The 26,511-nt window shown below is 71.5% G+C and carries 20 protein-coding genes; 8 read left to right on the top strand and 12 right to left on the bottom strand.

The annotated features are described in order from the left end of the window. Positions 1–6: 6 nt before the first annotated feature. From FYW99_RS00760 to FYW99_RS00740, 5 genes are all read right to left on the bottom strand, one after another. Complete coding sequence (locus FYW99_RS00760) at positions 7–1,221, bottom strand: sensor histidine kinase (RefSeq protein WP_150248809.1); 1,215 nt, start codon at positions 1,219–1,221, stop codon at positions 7–9. A 172-nt stretch (positions 1,222–1,393) separates the two neighbouring features. Next, entirely contained in the window at positions 1,394–2,266 is an 873-nt protein-coding gene (locus FYW99_RS00755) for an ABC transporter permease (protein WP_150248805.1), read from the bottom strand. Between the two features lie 60 nt (positions 2,267–2,326). Beyond that, a complete protein-coding gene (locus tag FYW99_RS00750) occupies positions 2,327–3,319 on the bottom strand; it encodes an ABC transporter ATP-binding protein (RefSeq protein ID WP_150248802.1) in 993 nt (330 codons plus the stop codon). Between the two features lie 116 nt (positions 3,320–3,435). After that, positions 3,436–4,200, bottom strand: a complete 765-nt coding sequence (locus tag FYW99_RS00745) for a DUF2470 domain-containing protein (protein ID WP_150248799.1) — start codon at positions 4,198–4,200, stop codon at positions 3,436–3,438. Positions 4,201–4,407: 207 nt separating this feature from the next. Next, entirely contained in the window at positions 4,408–5,016 is a 609-nt protein-coding gene (locus FYW99_RS00740) for a TetR/AcrR family transcriptional regulator (RefSeq protein WP_150248796.1), read from the bottom strand. A 74-nt stretch (positions 5,017–5,090) separates the two neighbouring features. Here FYW99_RS00740 and FYW99_RS00735 point away from each other — a divergent pair, with 74 nt between their 5' ends. Then, positions 5,091–6,386, top strand: a complete 1,296-nt coding sequence (locus FYW99_RS00735) for an alpha/beta hydrolase (protein WP_150248793.1) — start codon at positions 5,091–5,093, stop codon at positions 6,384–6,386. A gap of 188 nt (positions 6,387–6,574) precedes the next feature. Here FYW99_RS00735 and FYW99_RS00730 read toward each other — a convergent pair whose 3' ends face one another. Further along, on the bottom strand, positions 6,575–8,788 hold the full coding sequence (locus FYW99_RS00730) for a (Fe-S)-binding protein (RefSeq protein WP_150248791.1): 2,214 nt from the start codon (positions 8,786–8,788) through the stop codon (positions 6,575–6,577). Between the two features lie 658 nt (positions 8,789–9,446). After that, entirely contained in the window at positions 9,447–10,514 is a 1,068-nt protein-coding gene (locus FYW99_RS00725; RefSeq protein ID WP_150248788.1) for a polysaccharide lyase, read from the bottom strand. A gap of 549 nt (positions 10,515–11,063) precedes the next feature. Here FYW99_RS00725 and dnaK point away from each other — a divergent pair. The 5 genes from dnaK to clpB all read left to right on the top strand — a co-directional run bounded on the left by dnaK (position 11,064) and on the right by clpB (position 18,190). After that, on the top strand, positions 11,064–12,914 hold the full coding sequence (gene dnaK / locus FYW99_RS00720; protein ID WP_150248785.1) for a molecular chaperone DnaK: 1,851 nt from the start codon (positions 11,064–11,066) through the stop codon (positions 12,912–12,914). A gap of 36 nt (positions 12,915–12,950) precedes the next feature. Further along, positions 12,951–13,703: a nucleotide exchange factor GrpE gene (gene grpE, locus FYW99_RS00715; RefSeq protein ID WP_150249804.1), complete on the top strand. Its 753-nt coding sequence runs from the start codon at positions 12,951–12,953 to the stop codon at positions 13,701–13,703. Positions 13,704–13,842: 139 nt separating this feature from the next. Next, positions 13,843–15,006 (top strand): molecular chaperone DnaJ, encoded by a 1,164-nt coding sequence (gene dnaJ / locus FYW99_RS00710; protein WP_150248782.1) that lies wholly within the window; start codon positions 13,843–13,845, stop codon positions 15,004–15,006. Beyond that, the gene (locus FYW99_RS00705) at positions 15,003–15,488 is read left to right on the top strand and encodes a heat shock protein transcriptional repressor HspR (protein ID WP_150248779.1); all 486 of its coding nucleotides are present in this window, start codon (positions 15,003–15,005) and stop codon (positions 15,486–15,488) included. The genes dnaJ and FYW99_RS00705 overlap by 4 nt, the downstream gene beginning before the upstream one ends. Positions 15,489–15,574: 86 nt before the next feature. Further along, a complete protein-coding gene (gene clpB / locus FYW99_RS00700) occupies positions 15,575–18,190 on the top strand; it encodes an ATP-dependent chaperone ClpB (RefSeq protein ID WP_150248776.1) in 2,616 nt (871 codons plus the stop codon). 83 nt (positions 18,191–18,273) lie between these two features. On the opposite strand, the gene FYW99_RS00695 is transcribed toward clpB, so the two are convergent. The 5 genes from FYW99_RS00695 to FYW99_RS00675 all read right to left on the bottom strand — a co-directional run bounded on the left by FYW99_RS00695 (position 18,274) and on the right by FYW99_RS00675 (position 23,286). Beyond that, a complete protein-coding gene (locus FYW99_RS00695; RefSeq protein ID WP_150248772.1) occupies positions 18,274–19,260 on the bottom strand; it encodes an NAD-dependent epimerase/dehydratase family protein in 987 nt (328 codons plus the stop codon). A gap of 65 nt (positions 19,261–19,325) precedes the next feature. Continuing rightward, positions 19,326–20,087 carry an ABC transporter permease subunit gene (locus tag FYW99_RS00690; RefSeq protein ID WP_150248769.1) on the bottom strand — a complete coding sequence of 254 codons (762 nt, stop codon included), beginning with the start codon at positions 20,085–20,087 and terminating at the stop codon, positions 19,326–19,328. Beyond that, positions 20,084–20,821 carry an ABC transporter ATP-binding protein gene (locus FYW99_RS00685; protein ID WP_223838610.1) on the bottom strand — a complete coding sequence of 246 codons (738 nt, stop codon included), beginning with the start codon at positions 20,819–20,821 and terminating at the stop codon, positions 20,084–20,086. The genes FYW99_RS00690 and FYW99_RS00685 overlap by 4 nt, the downstream gene beginning before the upstream one ends. 714 nt (positions 20,822–21,535) lie before the next feature. Next, entirely contained in the window at positions 21,536–22,798 is a 1,263-nt protein-coding gene (locus tag FYW99_RS00680; protein WP_150248766.1) for an RNA polymerase sigma factor, read from the bottom strand. Positions 22,799–22,845: 47 nt separating this feature from the next. After that, positions 22,846–23,286 (bottom strand): YciI family protein, encoded by a 441-nt coding sequence (locus tag FYW99_RS00675; RefSeq protein WP_150248763.1) that lies wholly within the window; start codon positions 23,284–23,286, stop codon positions 22,846–22,848. 273 nt (positions 23,287–23,559) lie between these two features. Between FYW99_RS00675 and FYW99_RS00670 the strand changes: the two genes are divergently transcribed. Continuing rightward, a complete protein-coding gene (locus tag FYW99_RS00670) occupies positions 23,560–24,201 on the top strand; it encodes an OB-fold-containig protein (protein ID WP_150248761.1) in 642 nt (213 codons plus the stop codon). Positions 24,202–24,461: 260 nt separating this feature from the next. Continuing rightward, positions 24,462–26,501 carry a flotillin family protein gene (locus FYW99_RS00665; RefSeq protein ID WP_150248758.1) on the top strand — a complete coding sequence of 680 codons (2,040 nt, stop codon included), beginning with the start codon at positions 24,462–24,464 and terminating at the stop codon, positions 26,499–26,501. Positions 26,502–26,511 lie beyond the last annotated feature (10 nt).

The raw sequence follows: 26,511 nt of genomic DNA, 5'->3' as shown, positions 1-26,511 counted from the left end.
GGGGCGTCAGAGCGGCAGGACCGCGCGGAGCAGGAAGCCCCCCTCCGGGGTGTGGGCCGCGGAGAGGGTGCCGCCGCCCATGGCGACCCGCTCGGACAGACCGGCGAGCCCGTTGCCCGACTCCCTCCCGTCCTGGCCGCCGCCCCGGGCCCGGTCGTTGAACACCTCCACCACGAGCGTCCGGGGGCCCACGGTGCTGTCGCGGGTGAGGGTGAAGCCGATCTGGCACTCGTGGGCGTCACTGTGCCGCAGGACGTTCGTGCCGCCCTCGCGCACCACCCAGGCGGCGAGCGCCGCTGTCCGCGGCGGCAGGACCAACCCCTCCAGCCCGGTGGTGACCGTCTTTGTTCCCCCCGCGTCGAGCACCGCGCGGACGGCCTCCGTCTCCCCCACCAGGTCGACCTCCCGGTAGCCGCTGATCGCCGACCTCACCTGCTGGAGCGCCTGTCTGGCGAGTACCTGCACCTCCGCCATCTCCGCGCCCGCCCGGTCGGGTGCCCGCTCCACGAGCCGTTCGGCCAGCTGGGCCTTGACCGCGAGCGCGGAGAGGCTGTGTCCGAGCAGGTCGTGCATGTCGCGGGCGAAGCGGAGCCGCTCCTCGCTCACCGCGAGCTGGGCACGGGCCCGCTGTCCGGCGACGGCCTCGCGGCTGATGTCCCACAGCCACATCATGGAGAGCGAGCCCGCGGCGAACATCAGTCCGCAGAAGACCATCGCCAGCCACACCAGCAGGTAGAGGAGCGGTTGGAACTGCGTCTCGAACCCGTAGAAGGGGATCACGAGCCAGGGCAGGACCAACAGGGCGGCGGTGACGTAGGCGCTGCGCCTGCGCGGGGCGAGGAAGACCCCGGTCCCCCACCACGCGGCCAGGAAGAACACGGTGTTGATCGGCTCCTGGATGCACAGGGTGGCCACGGCGAGCAGGCCGAGCGAGGTCCAGTAGGCGCGTGGGTCCGGTTTCCGCCTGCCGTCCATCCTGGCCCGGAGCATCACGATCAGCAGCACGGCGATCGGAACGGAGACGGCCACCCCGACCAGGGAGCGCCACAGAGGCCAGTCCGAAGCAGCGGCCGTGATGACGTCGAGCAGGGGCATCCCCACGACGAGCAGCGAGGTGAAGCCCACCGAGACGATGACGATGCGCCGGGCGAAGCGGACCCTGCGGTCGCCGTCCCGGTCGGAGGCGGTGTACTCGGAGGGCGACGCGCCGTTGTCGCTCAACGTGACTCCTCGGTGTGGTGGGCCCCGTCGGACAGCGGGAGGACGGCTCCGAGCAGGAAACCGCCGTCGCCGGTACGGGTCGCCGACAGTGTGCCACCTTCGCGTGAGAGGCGTTGGGAGAGCCCGGCCCGACCGCTGGCCGAGGCCGTACCGTCCTCCGGTCCGCCGCGCCCTACGGCTGGCGGGGGTCCCACCTGAAGTAGCGGCGCACCAGCAGCGCCAGCACCCCGATCCAGGCGAGCATGACCCCGATGGAGGGCAGGGCCGCCGTCCACAGCCCCAGGTAGCTCCGCTCCTCGGCATCGGCGAATCCGCCGAAGGCGTCGTAGCCCGTGTAGGCGGCCTGCGCCATCTCGGAGGCGGGGACGGACGGAACGAAGCTCATGACCTGGCGGGCGGTCTCCGGCAGGACCTCCAGCGGGATGACCCCGCCGGAGGTGAAGAGCAGGACCATCATCGGCACCATCGCCGCCATCTGGGCCGACTCAGCGTTGCGCACCAGCGGGGTGACGAGCAATCCCATCAGGGAGTACATGACACCGCTCAGGACCACGGCCAAGACCAGCATGAGCGGGTCCCTCGGCAGCACCCGGGCGGGGGCGGCGAAGACCATCCCCACCACCAGGGCGGCGATGAGCAGGGAGAAGAGGACGACGATCCCGATGACCGCGCCGAAGATCGCCGTCTGCGGGACTCCGCTCACCCGAAACCGCTTGAGGACCAGCGACTCCCGCCTGGCGGTGAACACGTTGGAGGGGTGGCCGATTCCCAGGATGAGGCTGATGGTGCCGATGGAGGCGATCATGGCCAGCTCAGCGTTCCCGAAGCCGGGGATGACCTCGTGGTTGGGAAGCTGGAGGGTCACGAAGGCCAGGAAGAGCGGCAGTCCCAGGAACATCCAGGCGGTCTTGTACCGCACGAACAGGGTGAACTCGCTCCGGGTCAGGCGGATGGTCTGCCTGGCCCAGCTGACGGTGGGCCGGGGACGGGCACCGGTGGTGCCACCAGCGGGATCGGCGGCGGGGGCGGCGGTGTTCGCGGTCATGGGGATGTCTCCTCGAAGGGCTCTGCGGGACGGGGAAGACGCGAAGCGCGGCGGCGCGCGTCAGACCAGGTCGGCGGCGCCGTCGGCGACCCGGAGGAACACGTCCTCCAGGGAGGCGCTGCGCACCTGGAGGCTGCGCAGGACCGTGCCGTTCTCCACGGCCCAGGACACGAGCGCGGCCACCGCGTGGTGCGCCCGCTCCTCGACGTCCCCCCGCTTGACCGTGTAGGTGGCCCACAGCGCCTGGCCGCGCGTCTCCACGGAGACCTCCGCGCCCTCGACACCGGGCAGGTCGGCGGTACGCACGTTCGGGGGCAGCACGAAGCTCACCCGGTCGCCCCAGCCCGCGAGGACGTCCTGGACCGTCCCCTCCACGCGGACCTCGCCGCGGTGCATGATCGCCAGCCGGTCGGCGAGCCGCTCGGCCTCCTCCAGGTAGTGCGTGGTGAGGAGGACCGCCACGCCCTCCCGCTTGAGGTCGTTGACGATGCGCCAGGTCTCGATGCGTCCCTCGGCGTCCATGCCGGTGGTGGGCTCGTCCAGGTACAGGACCTCGGGCCTGGTCAGCAGTGCCAGCGCCAGGTCCAGGCGGCGCTTCTGCCCTCCGGACAGCTGGCGGACCGCGACCCCGCGCTTGTCGGCGAGGCCGACCAGTTCCAGCGTCTCGTCGGTGTCCCGGGGCGTGGCGGCGAGGTCGCGGGCCAGGTGCACGGTCTCGGCGACGCTCAGGTCCTCCAGCAGGCCGCTGCCCTGGAGGACGGCGTTGGTGCGCTCCCGGACTCCGGCGGGCTGGCCGTAGGGGTCGAGACCGAAGACCCGGACGCTGCCGGAACTGGGGCGGCGGAAGCCCTCCATCGTCTCGATGGTGGTGGTCTTGCCCGCGCCGTTGGTCCCGAGGAGGGCGAAGAGCTCGCCGGGGCGGATCTCGAAGGAGACCCCCTTGACCGCCTCGAAGTCGCCGTAGTGCTGGTGCAGGTCGCGGACGACCACCGCCGGGCCGGTGGCGTCCTGCCGGCCGGAGCCGGTCGCTGCGGTGCTCGCTGTCGTCGTCATGTCCCCAGGTTCCCGCGAAACGGTCCACGGGGAACAGACACCTTTGTCACCGGCCGCACTGGGGAACGTACCGACGCGCGCACTGACAAATGTCATCCGCGCGGCCCGACGGCGGCTCACCCGTGGTCGTAGCCCTGGGGGACGGGGTGCCCGGCCAGCCGGTGCACCTGGACGGCGACGTCGTCGGGGGTGCGCGCCGGGCGGGTGAAGGGCAGGTGCACGTCGTGGTACCCCCGCGCGGTCTCCACTCGCAGCCGCAGCCCGAGGCGGTCCACGCCCAGGGGGCGGGGCCGACCGCCGCGCGGAGCGCCGGGAGCGGCGGCCAGCAGGTCACCCACCAGGTCGGGGTGGTCCTGGTCGAGGTGGCGCAGCCAGGGCGCCTCCCAGAGGCAGAACGGGTCGGGGCGTGCGGCGGCCAGTTCGGCCGGTCCGAGCACGTGGGCCCCGTCGTGGTCGGAGTGGACCACCAGGGCGGTGCGCAGGACCGCCATCGTCAGGCCGTGGCCGATCTCCAGCAGCCGGTCGTCGGTGGCGGCTTCGGGCAGCCGGGCCGCGCGTGCGCGGGCGGCGGCGTGCTCCAGCACCTCCACGGAGCCGCTCACCCACAGCACCGCCCGCACCCTGTCGTGCATCAGCACGGGCGACAGGTCGGTGAACTCCGCCATCACCACGGGGCTCTCGGACCGGGGGGACGTGAGCGGATGGCCATCGGGCAGCAGGAAGCTCACGGCGCCGTCGGTGTGCACGTGGCAGGGGACGTCCTCCATGCGCACGACCCCCGTCTCGCCGAACCGGTCCGAGGCCGCCGCCACGGTCACCGGGCCGCAGCGGGCCAGGGTGGAACGGGCGCGATCGGCGGGAGGGGGAACGGGGGCGTTCACGGGCGACCACCTCAGATAGAAGACAGTCAGGTAAGGCTAACCTAATCAACCCTTCTCCGGAAGTCCCTCCCCCGCACAGCGTCCGCGGAGGCGGTACGGACGCGCGGAAGGAGGAGCGAGGAACGGCCATGGGCGACCACGAGGTCATAGCGGTGGAGCTGTCGGCCGGACCGCGCCGACGGAGCGGACGATCCCGGAGAGGGGCGCCTATCCGCGCGTGACCGCCGCGACCGCCGCCTCCACCGCCGCGCGCTGGGCGTCCATCGGGGCGCCCGGGGGCTGGCGGACGGCACTGAGCCAGATCCCGTCCACCAGGACCAGCAGGAGTTCCACCAGGGCGTCCGGGTCCTGCCCGGAGGCCAGTTCCCCCTGTTCGCCCGCCCAGCCGACGGCGGCGCGCAGAGCGGCGCGGGCCCGGACGTCGAATCCGGCGAGGACCTCCGCGAAATCGGCGTCCACGGCCGCGCGGGCGTAGAACGCCGACCAGACGCGGGCCTCGGCGAGGCGGTCGTCGTCGGTCGGCAGCAGTTCGGTGAGCACCCGCCGAAGCCCCTCGGCGAAGGACAGCCGCCCCGGACCGATCCGCACCCGGTCCAGCCGCGCGGAGACCGCCTCGACGACCTCGTGCATGGCGAAGAGGAGAAGCGCCTCCTTGGTCCCGAAGTCGCGTTGGACGGCTCCGGCGGAGAGCCCGGCCTCGGACGCCACGGTGCGGATGCTGACGCCCTCCAGGCCCTCGCGGGCGGCGATCCGGTGCAGGGCGGCGGCCACCTGTCGGCGGCGTCCGTCCTTGTCCACGTACCTGGGCACGGCCACATTCTGACACACTCCCCATTCTGATACGTTCGTATCGATACAAGCGCATCGACAACGTTCTCGAAGGGGAGACCATGAACCGACGGAACCGCGCCGCCGCGGCCGCCCGCTGGCTGGCGACCGTCCTCGCGGGTACGACCGCGCTTCTCGGCGCGGGTGCGGCCGCGCTCGTCCTGCTGCCGCCGACCTCCTGGAACGCGTGGCAGTACGGACTGCTGGTACTGGAGTTCAGCCTGGTGTTCGCCGCCCTGGCCGTCCTCGGCCTGGTCCTGGCCCTGGTCGCGGCGGGGAGGCCCCAGCCACGCACCCGGGAGGGCACCGGGCGGAGCGCGGGCGCGAGGAGCACGGGAACGGTGTGGCGTCGGCGCCTCGCCGCGGCGGCCGCCGCGGCCAACGGCGCGGTGCTGGTCGCCGCGCTCGTCCCGCCCGCGTCGGTCTGGTCCGCCGCCCGCGCGGAGGGCGCCCGGCTCGACCTCGGCGAGTACGCCGCCGGACTCGCCACCAGCGCCGACCGCGCACCCGAGACCCGCGTCTACCTGCGCACCGGCGAGTCAGCGGTCGGGGACGCCTCCGACCCGCAGGACCTGGAGCTGGACGTGTGGGAACCCGAGGAACGGGAGGGGGAGGCCCCGCTGCCGATCGTGGTGAACGTCCACGGAGGCGCGGAGGACCTGCCGCAGAGCCTCCTCCCCCGCTGGGACGCGTGGCTGGCCGACAGCGGGCACGTGGTGTTCGACGTCGACTACCGCTACTTCCCCGACGGCGACTGGTCGGTACCGGTCTCCGACGTCAAGTGCGCGATCGGCTGGGCCCGCGAGCACGCCGCGGAGTACGGGGCCGACCCCGACCGGGTCGCCGTCACCGGTCAGTCGGCGGGCGGCCTGCTCGCCCTCCTGGCCGGGTACAGCTCGGACGAGGAGATCCCCCCGAGCTGCGACGTGTCCGACACCGGCGTGGACGCGGTCGTGGCCTGGTACTCGGTGGCGGACGGGACCGCAGGGGCGCCCGAGGTGCCCTGGCGGCAGCGGAACTCCCCGATGGGCGAGGATCTCCTGGAGGAGAGCGAGCGCATGATGGGCGGCTCCCTGGAGGAGCTGCCCGAGGAGTACGCGATGAGTTCGCCCATCACGTACGTCTCGCCGGAGGTTCCGCCCACCCTGCTGGTCATGCCCGGCCACGACCTGTTCCTGGGCCCGGAGGACAACCGCCGCCTGGCCGCCCGGCTCGACGCGGCCGGGGTGCCGCACCGGCTCCTGGAGATTCCGTGGGCGGAGCACATGTTCGACCTCAACTGGGGAGGGTTCGCCAGCCAGCTCGCCCGGCACGGCCTGGCCGGGTTCCTCGACGAACACCTCGCCCCCTCAGCGTGAGCGGCTCCGCGTCCCTCCCTGTGAGCGGGCCCCTTCTCCCGCCGTGAGCGGTCGCGGTCCGGGGCGCGGAGACGGCTGGGCGGGTGCGCGCCGGACAGCCGGTGGACGGCGGAGGGGCCGGGGCACCGACCGTGTGGTCGGCGTCCCGGCCCCTCCACGGGCCCGGTGCCCTCGTAGGGGCCCTCGCGTCAGCTCTGGGCGTCGGCGGTCTCGGCCTCCTCCTGGGGGGCCTCACCCCGGACCGAGCGCAGCAGCAGCTGGGAGACGTCCACGACCTCCAGCGTCTCCTTCGCCTCGCCCTGCGACTTCTTCTCGTTGATCGCGTCGCCGAGCATGACCTGGCAGAACGGGCACGCGGTGGAGACGGTGTCGGGGTTGGTGGTCAGCGCCTCGTCCACCCGTTCGGTGTTGATGCGCTTGCCGATCCGCTCCTCCATCCACATGCGGGCGCCACCGGCGCCGCAGCAGAAGCCCCGCTCCTTGTGGCGGTGCATCTCCTGCGTCTTGACGCCCGGCACCTGCGCCATGATGTCGCGCGGCGGCGTGTACACCTTGTTGTGGCGGCCCAGGAAGCAGGGGTCGTGGTAGGTGATGTTCTCCTCCACGGAGTTGACCGGCGTGAGCCTGCCCTCCTCCACGAGCTTGGCCAGCAGCTGGCTGTGGTGCACGACCTCGTAGGTGCCGCCGAGCTGCGGGTACTCGTTGGCGAGGGTGTTGAAGCAGTGCGGGCAGCTGGCCACGATCTTGGTGACACCGGCCTCGTTCAGCGTCTCCACGTTCTGCTGGGCGAGCATCTGGAAGACGTACTCCATGCCCAGGCGGCGCGCGGGGTCACCCGTGCAGGCCTCCATGCCGCCCAGGACGGCGAACTTCACGCCCGCCATGTCGAGCAGCTCGGCGATGGCCTTGGTGGTCTTCTTGGCGCGGTCCTCCAGGGCGCCGGCGCAGCCGACCCAGAACAGGTACTCGGTGTCCTCGGGAAGCTTGTCGTCGACGACCTGGACCTCGACCGGGTTCTCCGCCCGGGAGGCCAGCTCCTCGATCCAGTCCATGCGCCGGTCCTCGGCCATGCCCCACGGGTTGGCCTTGTTCTCCAGGTTCTTGAGGAGCGTGTTGGCCTCGGACGGGAAGTTGGACTCGACCATCACCTGGTAGCGGCGCATGTCGAGGATGTGGTCGATGTGCTCGATGTCGACCGGGCACTGCTCGACGCAGGCGCCGCAGTTGGTGCAGGCCCACAGCTCGTCGGGATGGATGACGCCGTTCTCCTCCTCGGTGCCGACCAGCGGCCGGTTGAGGAGGGCGAGGACGTCCACACCCGCGTGGCTCTCGTCGGGCTTCTCGGCGAGGGTCTCCTCGGTGATGCCCTGGAGCAGGTACGGGGCCTTCTCGTAGGTGTGCTTCTGGAGGTCGAGGATGACCTTCTTGGGCGAGAGCGGCTTGCCGGTGTTCCAGGCCGGGCACTGGGACTGGCAGCGCCCGCACTCGGTGCAGGTGGTGAAGTCCAGGAGGCCCTTCCAGGTGAAGTCCTCCAGCTTGCCCGCGCCGAACGGGTCCTCGTCGGGGTCGGCCTCCTCGAAGTCGAGGGGCTTGGTGCCGGACTTGTCCATCATCTGCTTGGCCGCGCCCAGGGACGGGGACCCGTCGGCGTTGCGCTTGAAGTAGATGTTGACCGGCGCGAGGAAGCGGTGCCAGCCGATGCCCATGGTGAGCACGCGGGCGATGACCACGAAGAACAGGTAGCTGATGATCAGCTTGAACGCGGCGACCAGGGCGATGGCGGGCTCGGCGACCGCGGGGTCGCCGGGCAGGATCGCGCCGAGGCCGGTGGAGATCGGCGTCGCCCAGGCCGGGAACGGGAAGTCGCCCATGGCCGACTTGAGGCCGCGGATCACGAAGATCGAGATCAGCAGGCCCCACAGGTAGGCCTCGACGTAGTACGCGGTCCAGTGCCGGGAGTTGGTGAACCGGGACTGGCGGCCGAGGCGTCTGGGGCCGTTGAGCATGCGGTAGACGGTCAGGCCGACGATGCCGACGAGGCTGGCCGCGGCGATGAACTCGATGGCCAGGCCGTAGAGGGCCCAGTCGTGGATGATCGGCAGCTTGAAGTGCGGGTCGAAGACCTCGCCCTGGGCCTCCACCACGGTGAAGACCAGCAACGGGAACGAGACCATGACGAACCAGTGGGCGACGCCGATCCACGGCCGCTTGAGCATCCGCCCGTGCCCGAGGATCTCGATGAGCGCCATGGTGAGCCGCTGTCCGAACGGCCCCTTGCGCTCCGGCTCCACCGAGCGGCCCACACCCACGGTTCGCACGATCTGGCGGATACCCAGAGCGAACATGGTGAACGCGACCACGGCGAAGACCGAGGTGATGATGCCCAGTGTCAGGTACAGCATCGTCCGTGGCCTCCCATCCTGCTTCGTCGTCCGGTGCGCCACACACCGGGGGTCGAACTATATGTTACTAGCGAGTAATGCCGCGGTCGCCACCGGATGCCCGACCACTGGCGGAGACGGAACCCCGTGGCCGTCGCCGCAGGCCACCGGGTCGCGGAACCCGGTCGGCGCGCGTGCGTCGGTGCCGTCCGGCGCTGGTGCCGGTGCGACAGGACCGCGCGGGTGTGCCCGAGCAGGACTCGGACGCACCGCACGTCCTATATGTAGCGGACGGCGGTCGCGGGACGGTTCGACGGGGGTATCGGTGACTTCACCGTCTCTCCCCTATTACCAGGTTGCGGCATGGCCGGGAGTGGAACAACCACGGATCAGCGGCTGTGGACAACTGCCCGGGCCGTCCGCGGGAACCCTCCACGGAGGCCGTCCCCGGGAACCGCCCCCGGGGACCGTCCACGCAGGCGGTGCAGCGCCCGGGCACGGCGAAGCGCGGGACCCCGTGGGACCCCCCGTCTTCCACTCTCCCGGAGGCGCCCGACCTCCGGCAACGCCTGTCCTCTCCCTGTGGACAACCCCCGGGGCCGGGACCTCGGACGGCGCGACGCACGGGACCGCCGGGGCCGGAGCCAGCCGGAGGGGGCCGGCTGAGGCCGGGCAGGGGTCAGGCGCAGCCGCCGAGCTCGCAGATGTCGGCGCGCGAGGTGGACACCTTCAGGTCGTCGTACCAGACGTAGCTGTCGTGGGCCGGGGCGAAGCCCTCGGTGGAGCCGCCGAAGAAGGTCCAGAGGTAGGCCTTGTCCACCAGGTCCTCGTCGGTCACCAGGCGCAGGCCGGTGACCAGTGCGGCGGGCTCGCCGTTGTAGAAGACCTCGATCTCCCCGTCGGGGTTGGCCTGTCCGTCGGTGACCGTGTTGACGCGGACCCGCTGGGCGATGTGCACCCACTCGCCCCGGGGGAGGTGGACGGCGGCCCCGTCGGCGACCAGGGGCTCGGAGTCGCCGAACTCGCCCTTCTTGTCCATGTGGTAGTAGTACAGCTCCGCCTTGCCGTCGCGGCGCCAGACCACGCGCGAGCTGTAGCCGTTCTCACCGGTGCAGACGTCCCCGCCCGAGCACCCCGCGCCCCCGGCCAGCCCGAACCCCAGCTTTCCGCCGAACGAGGCGGTCCCCCAGCTGAAGTCCTCACCCAGGCGTGCCCAGAAGGACAGGTAGTACTCACGCGCCGGGGTGATCCGGAACGGTGCCAGCCCGCCGGAGTCCCGCGGGCCGATCTTCCCCGCGGGGTAGAGCACGCGCAGCGACTGACCGCCCCCGTGCGCGGGCACCGAGTCGTCGATGACGGCGCGCTCCTCCAGGCCCCTGGCGCTGGGGGCGTACCAGCCGTCCTTCTCCCATTCCGCGAGGGTGTAGGCGCTGCCCGCGGCCGGGCGCTCGAAGGTGTTGTGCCGGTACGTGGGCGAGAAGGCGTCATCAGCGTCCTCAGCGTCCTCGGCGGACGCCGGATCGTCACCGGCGGGCGCGGCAGCGCCCCCCGCGGGTTCGGCGACCTCCCCGGCGGTCTCCCCCATCGGCACCGCGACGTCCCCGTCGGGCGGTGGCGCCCCACCGACGGATGCGGTGGTGTCCCCGACCGGCCGGGGGACGTCCTCGGCGGACGCGGGGGCGGCGCCCAGCGCGGGCAGCAGCACCGCGGCGGCGAGTGCGGAGGCGAGCAGGGCCTTGGGCGTCACGGGCGTCTCCGTTTCAGGGCTTCAGCGGACGCGGCGGGGAACCGCAGCGCCGGTCGCCGCCCTGCGGTACCAGCGCGTCAGCGGCAGGGCCATCGTCGGCCGCCGACCACGGGCGTCCGGTGCTGCGACACGGGCGTTTCCCTCCGCTTGACCGGAAGGCGCCCCTCCGGTGACCGCCCACGCGCCGACCCCCGCGGTACTCCCCCGGGCCCCCGAGCCGCCGCACGCGGTGCTCCTCGATCCCCGGGCCGGGCACGCCTCCGGCCCCGCCCGGGACGGGGTACCACGGCCCTGCGCCCCGCACCCCGGAGTCACCCCAGGGGAACCCCGAGCCCCCCTGATCTTGCGGGTCAAGGTTCTCCCCGACTTGTCCCGGGGTTCGCCCATATCCCCGATCAGAGTGCCCAGGTCGGGAACATCCCGGTCCGGCCGACCGTTGTCAGGGCGTAGTAAGCAACTTGAGTCGGGTCAACTCAACTGACTTGACAGCCCTCACCCGACGAAGCAAAATTACGTCTGAACGACTCAACTTTGACGGAGGAAGCAACCATGGCACGTGCGGTCGGAATCGACCTCGGTACGACGAACTCGTGTGTCGCGGTCCTGGAGGGCGGCGAGCCCACGGTCATCGCCAACGCCGAGGGCGCCCGTACCACCCCGTCCGTCGTCGCCTTCGCCAAGAACGGTGAGGTGCTCGTCGGCGAGGTCGCCAAGCGCCAGGCGGTCACCAACGTCGACCGCACCATCCGCTCGGTCAAGCGCCACATCGGCACCGACTGGACGGTGAAGATCGACGACAAGACCTTCAACCCCCAGCAGATCAGCGCCTTCGTGCTCCAGAAGCTCAAGCGCGACGCCGAGGCCTACCTGGGCGAGGACGTGACCGACGCGGTCATCACCGTCCCGGCCTACTTCAGCGACTCCCAGCGCCAGGCCACCAAGGAGGCCGGCACCATCGCGGGCCTCAACGTCCTGCGCATCATCAACGAGCCGACCTCGGCCGCGCTGGCCTACCACCTGGAGAAGGAGGACGAGGCCACCATCCTGGTCTACGACCTCGGTGGCGGCACCTTCGACGTCTCCCTCCTGGAGGTCGGCGACGGCGTCGTGGAGGTCAAGGCGACCAACGGCGACAACCACCTGGGCGGCGACGACTGGGACCAGGCCATCGTCGACTGGCTGGTGGAGAAGTTCAAGAACTCCAACGGCGTGGACCTGTCCAAGGACAAGATGGCCCTCCAGCGCCTGCGCGAGGCCGCGGAGAAGACCAAGATCGAGCTCTCCAGCTCCAGCGAGTCGGCGATCAACCTGCCCTACATCACGGCCTCGGCCGAGGGCCCGCTGCACCTGGACGAGAAGCTCTCCCGCGCCGAGTTCCAGCGTCTGACCGCCGACCTGGTCGAGCGGACCAAGACCCCGTTCCAGCAGGTCCTCAAGGACGCCGGGATCAGCCTGGACCAGATCCACCACGTGGTCATGGTCGGTGGCTCCACCCGTATGCCCGCCATCGTGGAGCTGGTCAAGGAGATGACCGGCAAGGACCCCAACAAGGGCGTCAACCCCGACGAGGTCGTGGCCATCGGCGCCTCGCTCCAGGCCGGTGTGCTCAAGGGCGAGGTCAAGGACGTCCTGCTGCTGGACGTCACCCCGCTGTCGCTGGGCATCGAGACCAAGGGCGGCGTGTTCACCAAGCTCATCGAGCGCAACACGACCATCCCGACCAAGCGCTCGGAGATCTTCACGACGGCCGACGACAACCAGCCGTCCGTGCAGATCCAGGTGTACCAGGGTGAGCGCGACATCGCCCAGTACAACAAGAAGCTGGGCGTCTTCGACCTGACCGGCCTGCCCCCGGCGCCGCGCGGCGTCCCGCAGATCGAGGTCGCCTTCGACATCGACGCCAACGGCATCGTCAGCGTCACCGCGAAGGACCTGGGCACCGGCAAGGAGCAGTCCGTCACCATCTCCGGCGGCTCCGCGATGTCCAAGGACGACATCGACAAGATGGTCCGCGAGGCCGAGCAGTACGCGGAGGAGGACCGCAAGCGCCGCGAGGAGGCCGAGGTCCGCAACAACGCCGAGTCCCTCGTCTACCAGACCGAGAAGGTCATCAAGGACAACGAGGACAAGGTCCCGGCGGACGTGCGCTCCGAGACCGAGGCGGCCGTCGCCGAGCTGAAGACCGCTCTGGAGGGCTCCGACGTGGAGGCCATCCGCACCGCGAGCGAGAAGGTCGCGCTGGCCAGCCAGAAGATCGGCTCCGCCATCTACAGCCAGGGCCAGCAGGGCGCCGAGGGCGACGCGGCCCAGGGCGCCCAGGGCTCCGCCGACGACGCCGACGTCGTGGACGCCGAGATCGTCGACGAGGACAACAAGGGCACCCAGGGCAACCAGTCCTGATCCCAGGTCGAGCCGAGGAAGGAGGGCGTGTCTCAGATGGCACCGTCGGAGAACACGAACGGCACCGGCGACGGTGAGGAGCGCCAGGGGCCGGTGATCCGGGACAACCGCCGGATCGACCCGGAGACCGGGCAGGTCAGGAACCCCGAGGCCGAGGGCGACGCGACCGAGGAGATCCCCGAGGTCGCCGAGGAGGATGTCGTCGAGGCCGACCTGGAGGACGTCGAGGTCCCCGACACCCCGGAGTCGGTGGTGTCGGAGGCGATCAACGCGGACGAGCGGGTCGTCGAGCTCACCAACGACATCAAGCGGGTGCAGGCGGAGTACGCCAACTACCGCAAGCGCGTGGACCGCGACCGCGTGGCCGTCCGCGAGATGGCCACCGCCCAGGTCCTCGGCGAACTGCTGCCGATCCTGGACGACGTCGGCCGGGCCCGTGAGCACGACGAGCTCAACGGCGGGTTCAAGGCGGTGGGCGAGGCCCTGGAGGCCGTGGTCACCAAGCTGGGCCTGGAGCGGTACGCGGAGAAGGACGACGAGTTCGACCCCAACCTCCACGAGGCGCTCACCCTGATCCCGGTTCCGGGCATCTCGGTCCAGAGTGTGATCGAGGTGTTCCAGCCCGGGTACCGCATCGGTGAGAGGATCCTGCGCCCGGCCCGCGTGGTCGTCGGAGATCCCGTCGAGGGCGGCGAGGAGGCCGCGTCCGGTTCCGCCGCCGAGGACGAGGGTCCCGCCGGGGAGTCCCCGGCCGCGGGCGGCGCCGACGGCGGGGAAGACGACAGGTAACGGGTCCGCCCGTTGATCCTCCGGCCGCGGCCCCGCGTGAGCGGCGGCCGCGGCCGGAGCCGGACCCCGGCCCGACGCGGTGCGGGGTCACATGGAAGCATCGGACGCAACCGGCACCAGCGGGGGAAGGCACCAGTCGATGAGCACCAAGGACTACCTGGAGAAGGACTACTACAAGGTCCTGGGAGTCTCAAAGACCGCCTCGAAGGACGAGATCAAGCAGTCCTACCGCAAGCTGGCCAGGGAGAACCACCCGGACGCGAACGCCGACGACCCCGGCGCGGCCGACCGCTTCAAGGAGATCTCCGAGGCCTACAACGTCCTGTCGGACGAGAAGCGCCGCAAGGAGTACGACAACGCGCGTTCGTTGTTCGGCAGCTCCTACCGCCCCGGCGGCGGCACCGGCGCCGGCGGGTTCGACGTGGGCGACCTGTTCGGACAGGGCGCCGGCAGAACGGGGACCTCGGGCGGCGGCGAGCGGCTGAACGACCTCTTCGGCGGACTGTTCGGCGGCCGCGGGCGCGGCGGGACCACGCGCAGCAGGCGCGGCGCCGACATCGAGACCGAGACGACACTGACCTTCCGCGAGGCGGCCGAGGGGGCCACGCGCTCCTTCCAGCTGGCCGACGAGTCGGCCTGCCCCACCTGTAAGGGCACCGGCGCCAGGTCGGGCACCGCCCCGCGGATGTGCCCCAAGTGCTCCGGCACCGGGCACGAGAACACCAACCTGGGCGGCTTCTCGCTGTCCGAGCCGTGCAGCGAGTGCAAGGGCCGCGGCCTGGTCGTGGACGACCCCTGCCCCACCTGTAGCGGCAGCGGGCGCGGCAAGAGCACCCGCACCGTCCAGACCCGCATCCCCGGCGGCGTGTCCGACGGGCAGCGGATCCGGATCAAGGGCAAGGGCGCACCGGGTGAGAACGGCGGCCCGACGGGTGACCTCTACGTCGTCGTCCATGTGAAGGAGCACCCGGTGTTCGGCAGGAGCGGCGACAACGTGACGATCACCGTCCCGGTGACCTTCCCCGAGGCGGCTCTGGGCGCGGACGTGCGCATCCCCACCCTCAACGGCTTCCCGGTGACCGTGAAGGTCCCGCCGGGCACGCAGAACGGGCACAAGCTGCGGGTGCGCGGCAAGGGCGCGAACCGCAAGGACGGCACCACGGGCGACATGCTCGTCACGCTCGAGGTGGCGGTACCGAGGACTCTCGACGGAGACGCACGCGAGGCTCTGGAGAAGTTCCGCGCCGCGACCTCCGACTACGACCCGCGCGACGGACTCGAAACGCGGGCGAAGGGTGCGTGAACGACGTGAACGACTCCTTCGGCGCTGACGCTCCGGTCTACGTGATCTCGGTCGCCGCCGAGCTCGCGGGGATGCACCCGCAGACTCTGCGGCAGTACGACCGACTGGGGATCGTCTCGCCGGGCCGCGCGTCCGGCCGCGGGCGCCGCTACTCCATGCGCGACGTGCAGACGCTGCGCCAGGTGCAGCGGCTGTCCCAGGAGGAGGGCATCAACCTCGCCGGGATCAAGCGGATCCTGGAACTGGAGCACGAGGTGGAGCAGCTGCGGGAGCAGGTGTTCCACCTGGCCAACGAGTTGGAGGCGGCGCGCCGGGCGGTGGCGCGCCGGGGCCGCCCGGCCGACGGCGGTACGGGGGTGCGCGGCGAGCTGGTGCGCCGCACCCGCGTGACGATCTTCAACACCGCCGAGCCGAGGAACGACGAGGAGGGCCGGGGCAGGGGTCCCGGCGCCTCGGGCCGCACCGAGGACGAGCAGGACTGACGGAACTCCGCCACGGCGACACGGGGGCGCGGTCGGCCGTCGGACATCACCCCCCGTGACACGACTTGTGAAAGGAGTCACCGCGCATGAACTACAAGCTCACCAAGAAGAGCCAGGAGGCCCTGTCGGTGGCGATCCGCCGGGCCACCACGGACGGCAGTCCGCAGACGGAGCCCGTGCACCTGCTGGCGGCCCTGCTGGACCAGGCGGAGGGCGTCACCCGCCCGCTGCTCAAGGAGGTCGGCGCCAGTCCGGACGCGCTCCGGGACAGGGTCGAGGCGGCCGTCAGCGCGCTGCCCAAGGCGGCCGGGTCCACGGTCAGCTCGCCCAGCTCCTCGCGCCAGCTGATCGTCTCCATCAACACCGCGGCCCAGCGCGCGCAGCAGATGGAGGACGAGTACGTCTCCACCGAGCACCTGCTGGTGGGGCTGGCCGCGGACGGCGGCGAGGCGTCACGGCTGCTCACCGAGGCCGGAGCCACCCCCGACGCGCTCCTGGAGGGGTTCGAGCGCGTGCGCGGCACGGGGAAGGTGACCTCGGAGAACCCGGAGGACACCTACCAGGCCCTGGAGAAGTACGGGGTGGACCTGACCGAGCGGGCCCGCGAGGGCAAGGTGGACCCGGTGATCGGCCGCGACGGCGAGATCCGGCGGGTCATCCAGGTGCTCAGCCGCCGCACCAAGAACAACCCCGTGCTCATCGGCGAGCCGGGCGTGGGCAAGACCGCGGTCGTGGAGGGCCTGGCCCAGCGGATCGTGGCCGGTGACGTGCCGCAGTCCCTGGTGGGCAAGCGCCTGGTGAGCCTGGACCTGTCCGCGATGGTGGCGGGCGCCAAGTACCGCGGCGAGTTCGAGGAACGGCTCAAGGCGGTGCTCTCGGAGATCAAGGAGTCCGAGGGCCAGGTCATCACGTTCATCGACGAGCTGCACACGATGGTGGGCGCCGGGGCCGCCGAGGGCGCCATGGACGCGGGCAACATGCTCAAGCCCATGCTGGCGCGCGGCGAGCTGCGCATGGTGGGCGCGACCACCCTGGACGAGTACCGGGAGAAGATCGAGAAGGACCCCGCCCTGGAGCGGCGCTTCCAGCAGGTCATGGTGGGCGAGCCCTCGGCCGCGGACACGATCGCGATCCTGCGCGGGCTCAAGGGCCGCTACGAGGCGCACCACAAGGTGCAGATCGCCGACTCGGCCCTGGTGGCCGCCGCGACCCTGTCCGACCGCTACATCACCGCGCGGTTCCTGCCGGACAAGGCGATCGACCTCATCGACGAGGCGGCGTCCCGGCTGCGCATGGAGATCGACTCCAGCCCGGTGGAGATCGACGAGCTCCAGCGCACCGTCGACCGCCTGAAGATGGAGGAGATGGCGCTCGACAGGGAGTCGGACCCGGCCAGCCGCCAGCGGCTGGAGCGGCTGCGCGCGGACCTGGCCGACCGGCAGGAGCAGCTGACCGGGCTGGTGGCCCGGTGGGAGCAGGAGAAGGCCGGTCTCAACCGGGTCGGTGAGCTCAAGGGGCAGCTGGACGACCTGCGCACGCGGGCCGAGCTGGCCCAGCGCGAGGGCGACTTCGGCGCGGCCTCCCGGCTGATGTACGGGGACATCCCGCAGCTGGAGAAGCAGGTCGAGGAGGCCAGCAGGGACGAGGAGAGGGCGGCCAGCCGGGGCGGCGCCACCATGGTCAAGGACGAGGTGGGCGCCGACGAGGTCGCCGACGTGGTGTCGGCGTGGACCGGCATCCCCGTGGGGCGGCTGATGGAGGGCGAGACCTCCAAGCTGCTGCGCATGGAGGAGGAGCTGGGCAGGCGCCTCATCGGGCAGAAGGACGCCGTGGCCGCGGTGTCGGACGCGGTGCGGCGGGCGCGGGCGGGCATCTCCGACCCGGACCGGCCGACGGGGTCCTTCCTGTTCCTGGGCCCCACGGGCGTGGGCAAGACCGAGCTGGCCAAGGCGCTGGCGGAGTTCCTCTTCGACGACGAGCGCGCGATCGTACGCGTGGACATGAGCGAGTACTCCGAGAAGCACTCGGTGTCGCGTCTGGTGGGGGCGCCCCCCGGCTACGTGGGGTACGAGGAGGGCGGCCAGCTGACCGAGGCCGTGCGCCGCCGCCCGTACACGGTGGTGCTGCTGGACGAGGTCGAGAAGGCGCACCTGGAGGTGTTCGACACCCTGCTCCAGGTGCTGGACGACGGCCGCCTGACCGACGGCCAGGGCCGTCAGGTGGACTTTCGCAACACCATCCTGATCCTCACCTCCAACCTGGGGTCGCAGTTCCTGGTGGACCAGTCGCTGGAGGAGGCGGTGCGCCGCGAGCGCGTGCTCGACGTGGTGCGCGCGACGTTCAAGCCGGAGTTCCTCAACCGGCTGGACGACGTGATCATGTTCGACGCGCTGTCCACCGAGGACCTGACGCGGATCGTGGACCTGCAGGTCGACAAGCTGGCCCGGCGGCTGGCGGACCGGAGGCTGGGGCTGGAGGTGACGGCGGGCGCCCGCGAGTGGCTGGCGCTGACCGGCTACGACCCCAACTACGGCGCGCGTCCGCTGCGCCGTCTGGTGCAGTCCTCGATCGGCGACCCGCTGGCGCGCGAGCTGCTGTCGGGCGACCTGGCCGAGGGCGCCACCGTGGTGGTGGACGTGGACGAGGGCGCGGACAGGCTCCGGGTGACCTCGCACGGTGCAGAGGAGGCCCCGGTGGCCTGAGCCGGGAGCCGGGGCGCCGGGTCCTGTACGGAAAGCGCGGGGCCGTCCCGAGGGGGCGGCCCCGCGCCGTGCCCGGGGACCCATCAGGCTCCGGCGAGCAGACGGGCCTCGGCCTCCGGGTCCAGGCCCACGCGGGGGCGGTCCGTGCGCTGGGGCGCTCCGCCCTCCAGGGTCCGCAGCCACGCCCAGGTGTCGGCGACGGTCTCGGCCACCGGGCGGCAGCGCAGCCCCGTCGCGAGCGCCCTGGACACGTCCCCCTGGTGCAGGGTGTCGTACAGCTCGCCGGGTGGCACCCACACGGGCAGTTCGGTCCACGGCTGGACGCCCGCGTCGAGGATGACCCGGGGGTCGGTCCAGCGCAGTTCGGCGTTCGAGCCCGTGACCGCCACGCACGCCTCCAGGAGCCGCGCGGTGGTGGTGTGCCCGGGCGGGCTCACCAGGTTGTGGGGGCCGCCAAGTCCGGCCTCGACGGCGTCGAGGGTCCAGGCCGCCAGGTCGCGCGCGTCCACGTACTGCAACGGCAGGTCGCGCGGTCCGGGGGCCAGGACGGGACCGCCCCGGGAGATCCGCTCCAGCCACCAGGGCAGGCGGCCGATGTTCTCGTACGGTCCGAGGATCAGCCCCGCCCGCACGGACAGGGCCCGCTCGCCGAAGGCGGCCTCCGCCGCCAGTTCGCCACCCCGCTTGTCCCGCGCGTAGTCGGTGCTGGCGTCCTCGGGGGAGGCGTCCACGACCGGCCCGTCCTCGTCCAGCCCGGGCGGGGCGGGGGACACGTAGACGGAGCGGCTGGAGACGTAGGCGTAGTGCCCGGCCCGGTCGGCGAGGAGCTTCGCGGCGTCGGCCACCGCGGCGGGGGCTCCCGACCAGGTGTCGACGACGGCGTCCCAGCGCCCTTCGGCCAGGGCGCCGAGTCCGCCCGCCTCGGTGCGGTCCCCGTGCAGGGCGGTGACACCGGGGGGCGCGGAATGCCTGCCGCGGTGGAAGACGGTGACGTCCCAGTCCCTGGCGAGCGCGTCCTCCACGACCGCCCGCCCCACGAACTCGGTACCGCCCAGAACCAGAAGTCTCATGGCCGGGAGTCTGCCGGTTCCGGCCCCGACCCGCCAGGGCTGCCTGCTCAGGGCAGAACCGGGGTTCAGGTCACGTCGCGGCGGAGCGTGGTGACCGAGGCCAGTGCGACCGTCACGGCGGCGTAGCCGACCAGGACCAGGGCCGCGCCCCACACGGGGAGCAGTCCCGCGAAGCCGGGAACGATCCCGGTGTCGTAGAGCGCGGTGGACGCGCCGCCGGGCAGCCACTTGCCGAGGTCCTGGAGTTGGGGGACGACGCTCAGGAGCGGTTCCAGCATGAACACCCACAGGATGCCGAACACCAGAGCGGCGGCCTGGTTGCGGATGAGCGCGCCGACGCCCACGCCGATCATGGCGTAGGCGACGTAGGCGCCCACGGAGCCGACGAGGATGCGCGGCACCTGGTTGTCGACCAGGTTCAACCCGCCTCCCCCGGTCAGGATGGAGGCCCCGGCGGCCAGGGAGGACAGCCCGACGACGACCACGCCGAACAGCAGGCTGACCAGAGCCGCGGCCACGACCTTGGCCAGGATCACGGGCGGACGCCGCGGACTGGTCAGGAAGGTGACGTTGATCGTGCGGTGCTGGTACTCCGACGTCACCATCATGATGCCGATGACCATGACGAAGAGGGACCCCGAGGCGCCCATGGTCCAGACGGAGGCGGCGAACGCGGTGCTGTCGCGGCTGAGGCCGCCCTCCACCCCCGAGGCGAAGACCGCGAGGCCCAGGGAGAGGGCCACCCAGGCCAGTGCGGCGAGGAGCAGGATCCACCACAACCGGGTGGTGAGGACCTTGCGGAGTTCGGATCTGACGAGAGCGGTCACTGGCGGTCTCCAAACGGGTGGGCGGCCGTCCCCGAGGCGGTGAGGCGGAGGAAGGCGTCGTGCAGGCTCTCCCCGTTGCCGGTGAGTTCGCCGAGGGTTCCCTGGTGGACCAGACGGCCCCTGGCGATGATGACGACGTTGTCGACGGTCTGTTCGACCTCGGCCAGGACGTGGCTGGACACGAGGACGGCGACGCCCCTGTCGTGGGCCTGGCGGCGCAGGAACCGGCGGAGCCACTCGATGCCCTCCGGGTCCAGCCCGTTGGCGGGCTCGTCCAGGATCAGCACCCGGGGATCGCCCAGGAGCGCCCCGGCCAGCGACAGACGCTGGCGCATGCCCATCGAGTAGCCGCCGACCCGCTTGTTCCCGGCACCGGAGATCCCGACCTCGTCCAGCACCTCGTCGGCGCGGGAGAGGGGCAGGCCCGCGGCGTCGCACATGACGCGCAGGTGGTTGCGGCCGGTGCGCCCCGGGTGCAGGTTGGTGGCCTCCAGCACCGCGCCGACCTCGGTCAGCGGATTGGGCAGGCTCGTGTAGACGCGGCCGTTGACCAGCCCCTCGCCGCTGTCGGGACGGACCAGGCCGAGCAGGCACCGCAGGGTGGTGGTCTTGCCCGCGCCGTTGGGGCCCAGGAAGCCGGTGATCGTGCGGGGCTCCACCGTGAAGGAGACGTGGTCGACGGCCTGATGGCCGCGGAACGTCTTGGACACGTTCCTTATCTCGATCGCTGGCATGCATTTCGCTCTCGTCGGAGGAATACTGGAAAACACCTTCAGCGAGAGACGCGGTCATTCTCCTTTCCGCGTTCCCCGCCGGGGATCCGCGAGGAGCCTAACAAGGCTCCTTCCGTCTCACGGGCGGTGAACCACGAGCCCGCCGGGGAACCGGGGAGTATGACTTTCGTGGGTTGCACACCACTTCGCCCAGCGGATATGCGCCATCCACCGCGAGAGCACGCCGGGCGGAGAAAGCGTTCGAGAGAGAAGCACGGACCGCGCAAACGCCGGCACACCCTTCGTCAACACGCGCCCTGACTTTTGTTGTGGAACCCCGGGAGAAAAGACGCCGTCACAGCCTTCCGCGCACATCCGGAAAGGGCATCGGCCTTCGCGGGAATGGCCGCTTCCGGCCACCCGCGCGGCTACACGGTTCTCATGCTCACCTGTCCGCTGGCACCGGGAGCCTGCTCATCCTGGTACAAGCACTACCCGCGGGGGGAGGGACGGTGCACCATGGCCGACAGTGGCAGGAGGCAGCCCGCCGCCTTCCTCCGCAGCCGCCGCGAGCACCTCCTCCACGACCGCCCGCCCCGCGAACCCGGTACCGCCCAGAACCAGAAGTCCCGTGGCCGGGAGCCTGCCGGTTCCGGCCCCGACCCGCCAGGGCTGCCTGTTCAGGGCAGAACCGCGCCCGGACCCGACGCCGTGGAACCGGCCGCTCGGGCCAGTTCAGCCCTCGCAGCCGCGGGCGCGCTCCAGGAGCAGGGAGCGCTCGCGCTCGTTGCGGGTCAGGGACGCCGCGCGCTCGAACTCGGCGCGGGCCTCGGCGCGGCGGTCCAGCCGCGCGAGCAGGTCGCCGCGCACGGCGGGCAGCAGGTGGTAGTCGCCCATCTCCGGCTGGCCCCGCAGCGCGTCCACGATCCCCAGCGCGGCGTCCGGCCCCGAGGACATCGACACCGCCACCGCCCGGTTCAGCTCCACCACCGGCGATCCGGTGACCTCGACCAGGGCCAGGTACAGAGCGGCGATGACCGTCCAGTCGGTGTCGGCGGCGGTGAACGCCTTGGCGTGCTCGGCCGCGATGGCCGCCTGGAGCACGTAGGGCCCGCCGGGCTGGCTCCGGTCCGGCGGCAGCGCCCTGAGCAGGGCCTCCAGCCCGCGCGTGATGAGCAGGCGGTCCCAGAGCGCGCGGTTCTGCTCGGCCAGGGGGACGGGCTCCCCGTCGGGGCCGACGCGGGCGCGCAACCGCGAGGCGTGCAGCTCCATCAGCGCCACCAGTCCGTGCACCTCGCGCTCCTTGGGCAGCAGCTGGGCGAGCACGCGGCCCAGACGCATGGCCTCCTCGCACAGCGTGGGGCGCGTCCACTCCGTGCCCGAGGTGGCGGTGTAGCCCTCGTTGAACACCAGGTAGACGACCTCCAGGACGGAGGCCACGCGGGCGTCGCGGTCCTCGCCGACGGGCGCCTCGAAGGGCACCCTCCTCCTGGCGAGGGTGCGCTTGGCGCGCACGATGCGCTGGGCGACGGTGGACTCGGGCACCAGGAAGGCCCGGGCGATCTCCTCGGTGGTGAGTCCGCCGAGCAGGCGCAGGGTGAGCGCGACGCGGGCCTCGGTGGACAGCACCGGGTGGCAGCACACGAACATCAGCCGGAGGAGGTCGTCCCCGTAGTCCTCCTCCAGGACGGCGTCGAACTCGGCCTGCCCGTCGTGCTCGGCGATCTCGCGGCCGAGGTCGGCCATGCGCTGCTGGAAGCGCTCGTCGCGGCGCCAGCGGTCGAGCACGCGGCGCTTGGCGACGGTGGTCAGCCAGGCGCCGGGGTTGTCGGGAACCCCCTCGCCGGGCCACTTCTCCAGTGCACTGACCAGCGCGTCCTGGGCGAACTCCTCGGCGAGGCCGACGTCGCCGACCATGCGGGTGAGCACAGCGACGAGGCGGGCCGACTCGATACGCCAGACCGCCTCGACCGCGCGCGTGGCGTCGGTGTGGCTCACGGGGCAATCTCAGCACCGTGGGCCGCGCCCGCGCAAGCACGTACGGGTCAGCCGCCGTGCGAGTACCCCTGGGCGCGCAGCTCGCGCTCGCGCTCCTTGAGGTGCTCGGGCATCTCGTCACCGAAGTCGTCGGTGTCGAAGATGCGCCGCAGCACCAGGTTCATCTCGGTGTCGTCGCCCTCCGGCGGGTGCGGGCAGCGCTTGGCCCACTCCACGGCCTCCTCGTGCGAGGACACCTGGAGGACCCAGTACCCGGCGACGAACTCCTTGGCCTCCGCGAAGGGCCCGTCGGTGACGGTCGCGTTGCCGCCGCTGAAGGTGACCCGGGTCGCCTCGGAGGCGGGGGCCAGGCCGTCCCCGGCGAGCAGGACACCGGCCTTGACCAGCTGCTCGTTGTAGGCGGCCATCGCCTCGAAGATCTCCGGGCTGGGCTCGTAGTCGACGGCCTCGGACTCGGGCGTGGACATGATCGTCATCATGTAGCGCATGGTGTTCGCCTCTCGTGCGGTGTGGGGGTCCGCTCCCCCGCTCTCATCCACACGTCGAACGGCACCGCGCCGGATCGACACCTCCCCCGAAGTTTTTTCCGGGGGTTTCCCGCGTCCCCGCCGGACCGCGCACCAGGTCTCCGACACCTCCGTCCGCAGGACGGAGCCCTGCCGTCCCGGTGGCCGCAAGCGGCCAAGGGGACGCCCGCCCGCGTCGCGGACCGGGCGGTTCGGTAGAGTTCCGGCACGGTGCGGCGCGGAGGAGGATGACGGGTGGGGATGTTCCTGGACACCGCCTTCGGTTTCCCGACCGTGCTGTTCACCCCGCTGCTGGTCGTCGTCGCGGTCTACTGGCTGCTCGTCTCGGTCGGCGCCACCGGCTCCGACGTGCTCGACAGCGTGGACGACTCGGGCGAGGCCGCGGGGTTGAGCTCCCTGATGAGCCGTGTCGGCCTGGGGAGGGTCCCGGTCACCGTGGCGCTGAGCTCGCTGGTCTGCGTCGCCTGGTTCGTGAGCATGATGGGAAGCATCATGACCAGCCTCCTCCACACCACCTCCACCCCCCTGCTCATCGCCCTGGGCCTGGTGGTCCTGCTGATCGCGCTCGTGGCCGCGTGGGCGGTCACCAGCGGCCTGGTCATGTCGGTGCAGCGCTTCCTGCCCAACCGCGGCAGCGGCTCCAGGAACGAGCTGGTCGGACGCACCTGCACGATCCGCATCGGCGAGGCCAACGAGGGCTTCGGCCAGGCCGAGATCACCACCGCGGGCGGCGCGTCGATCTCCATCCCGGTCCGCACCATCGGCCAGGAGGTCCTGCCGGTCGGCAGCACCGCCCTGATCTTCGACCACAGCGCCGAGCAGGACGTCTTCCTCGTCACCCACTTCGACGCCGCGCTGGACCCCGGCCAGGGCTGACGCCTGCCTCCTTGGGGCTCCGCTCCGACCCGTGTTCAGACGCACACAGGGCGGGAACCCCCGCGGGCGTCCGAACAGGTCGCCCTCGGAACTCCGCTCCGTCCGCCCCAAGTACGGGGTGGTACGCGGAACCGTTCGCGACCGCGCCGCGTCACACCTGTCGAGCGCCCCCGATCAGGGACCGGATCCCCGCCGCCACCCCCGCTCCCCACGCGCTCTCCCCCTCTTACGCACATCCCCTTGCAGAAAGAGACCCCCACGTGTTGCTGAGTGCCACCGCGAACGGCCAGGAGGCCGCGGACGCGGCCTTCCTGACCATCGGCGTCGCCCTTGCCATCGGCGTCGTCGTCCTCATCGCCCTGCTCCTGATGGTCACCCGCCTCTTCCGCAAGGTCGAGCAGGGCAAGGCGCTGATCATCTCCAAGGTCCGCGACGTCCACGTCACCTTCACCGGCTCGATCGTCCTCCCGGTCCTGCACAAGGCCGAGATCATGGACATCTCGCTCAAGACGCTGACCGTGGACCGGCGCGGTCGCGAGGGTCTGACCTGTAAGGACAACATCCGCGCGGACATCAGGGTGTACTTCTACGTCCGGGTCAACGAGACCGCGGAGGACGTCAAGAAGGTCGCCAAGTCCATCGGCACCGAGCGCGCCAGCCACCAGGACACGCTCCAGGAGCTGTTCAACTCCAAGTTCTCCGAGGGCCTCAAGACCGTCGGCAAGCAGTTCGACTTCGAGGAGCTGTTCACGCACCGCGAGCAGTTCCGCCAGGCGATCATCTCCCTGATCGGCACCGACCTCAACGGCTACAGCCTGGAGGACGTGGCCATCGACGAGCTGGAGCAGACCCCGCTGCACCAGCACGACGCCAACAACATCCTCGACGCGCAGGGCATCTCCAAGATCACCGAGCGCACCGCGATCGAGCACAAGCGCACCAACGAGTTCGAGAACGACCGCCGCAAGGAACTCGACCGGCAGAACACCGAGACCGCCGAGACCCTCGCCGAGCTGGAGAAGCGCCGCGAGGAGGCCACCGCCAAGGCCAAGCGCGAGATCGAGATCATCCGCGCCCGCGAGGAGGCCGAGACCGCACGCGTGCAGGCCGAGGAGCGGCTCAAGGCCGAGACCGCCAACATCCGCACCTCCGAGGCGCTGGGCGTCCAGCACCAGAACCAGCAGCGCGAGATCGCGGTCGCCGAGAAGAACCGCGAGCGCGTCATCGCCATCGAGAGCGAGCGCATCGAGAAGGACCGCCTGCTGGAGGTCATCGGGCGCGAGCGCGAGACCGAGCTGAGCCGCATCGCCAAGGACAAGGAGGTCGAGGCCGAGAAGCGCGAGGTCGCCGACGTCGTCCGCGAGCGGATCGCCGTGGACCGCACCGTGGCCGAGCAGGAGGAGGCCATCAAGCGCCTGCGCGCCGTCGAGGAGGCCGAGCGCACCCGTCAGGCCGTCATCATCCAGGCCGAGGCCGAGGCCCAGGAGAACCTGGTCAAGGACATCAAGGCCGCCGAGGCCGCCGAGGCCGCCGCCAAGCACAGGGCCGCCGAGGAGCTCACCCTGGCCGAGGCCCGCCAGCAGGCAGCCGAACTGGACACCCGAGCCAAGATCCGCCTCGCCGAGGGAATCCAGGCCGAGGCCGCCGCGGCCGGACTGGCCGAGGTGCAGGTCCGCCAGCAGGACGCCGAGGCCATCGAGAAGGTCGGCCGCGCCGAGGCCGTCGTGGCCAGCGAGAAGGCCCGGGTCGAGGCCGAGGGCGTGGAGCAGAAGCTGCGCGCCGAGGCCGCCGGTCTCACCGACAAGGCCGAGGCCATGGCCGCCCTGGACCAGGTCAGCCGCGAGCACGAGGAGTACCGCCTGCGGCTGGAGGCCGAGAAGGAGATCCGCCTGGCCGGGATCAACGTGCAGCGCGAGGTCGCCGAGGCCCAGGCCACCGTGCTGGCCACCGGCCTGGAGAACGCCGACATCAACATCGTCGGCGGCGACGGCGCCTTCTTCGACCGCATGGTGGGCTCCATCGGTCTGGGCAAGGCCGTGGACGGCTTCGTCGGCAACTCCAAGACCGTGCAGGCGCTGGGCGGCAACTGGCTCAACGGCGAGGGCGACTTCGCCGCGGACATGCGCAGGGTGCTGAGCTCCGTGGACACCGAGGACGTCAAGAACCTCACCGTCTCCGCGCTGCTGCTCAAGCTGATCGGCGCGGGCGGCCCGCAGGCCGACAGGCTCGACGGCCTGCTCGGCACCGCCCGATCGCTGGGCGTGGACCAGCTGCCCGCCTCCGCCCTCGCCAAGCAGTAGGGAAACCTTC

Source organism: Nocardiopsis deserti, assembly GCF_008638355.1.
GTDB lineage: Bacteria > Actinomycetota > Actinomycetes > Streptosporangiales > Streptosporangiaceae > Nocardiopsis > Nocardiopsis alborubida.
The sequence above is the reverse complement of the archived record's forward strand: the minus strand, read 5'-3'. Positions and strand labels throughout refer to the sequence as shown.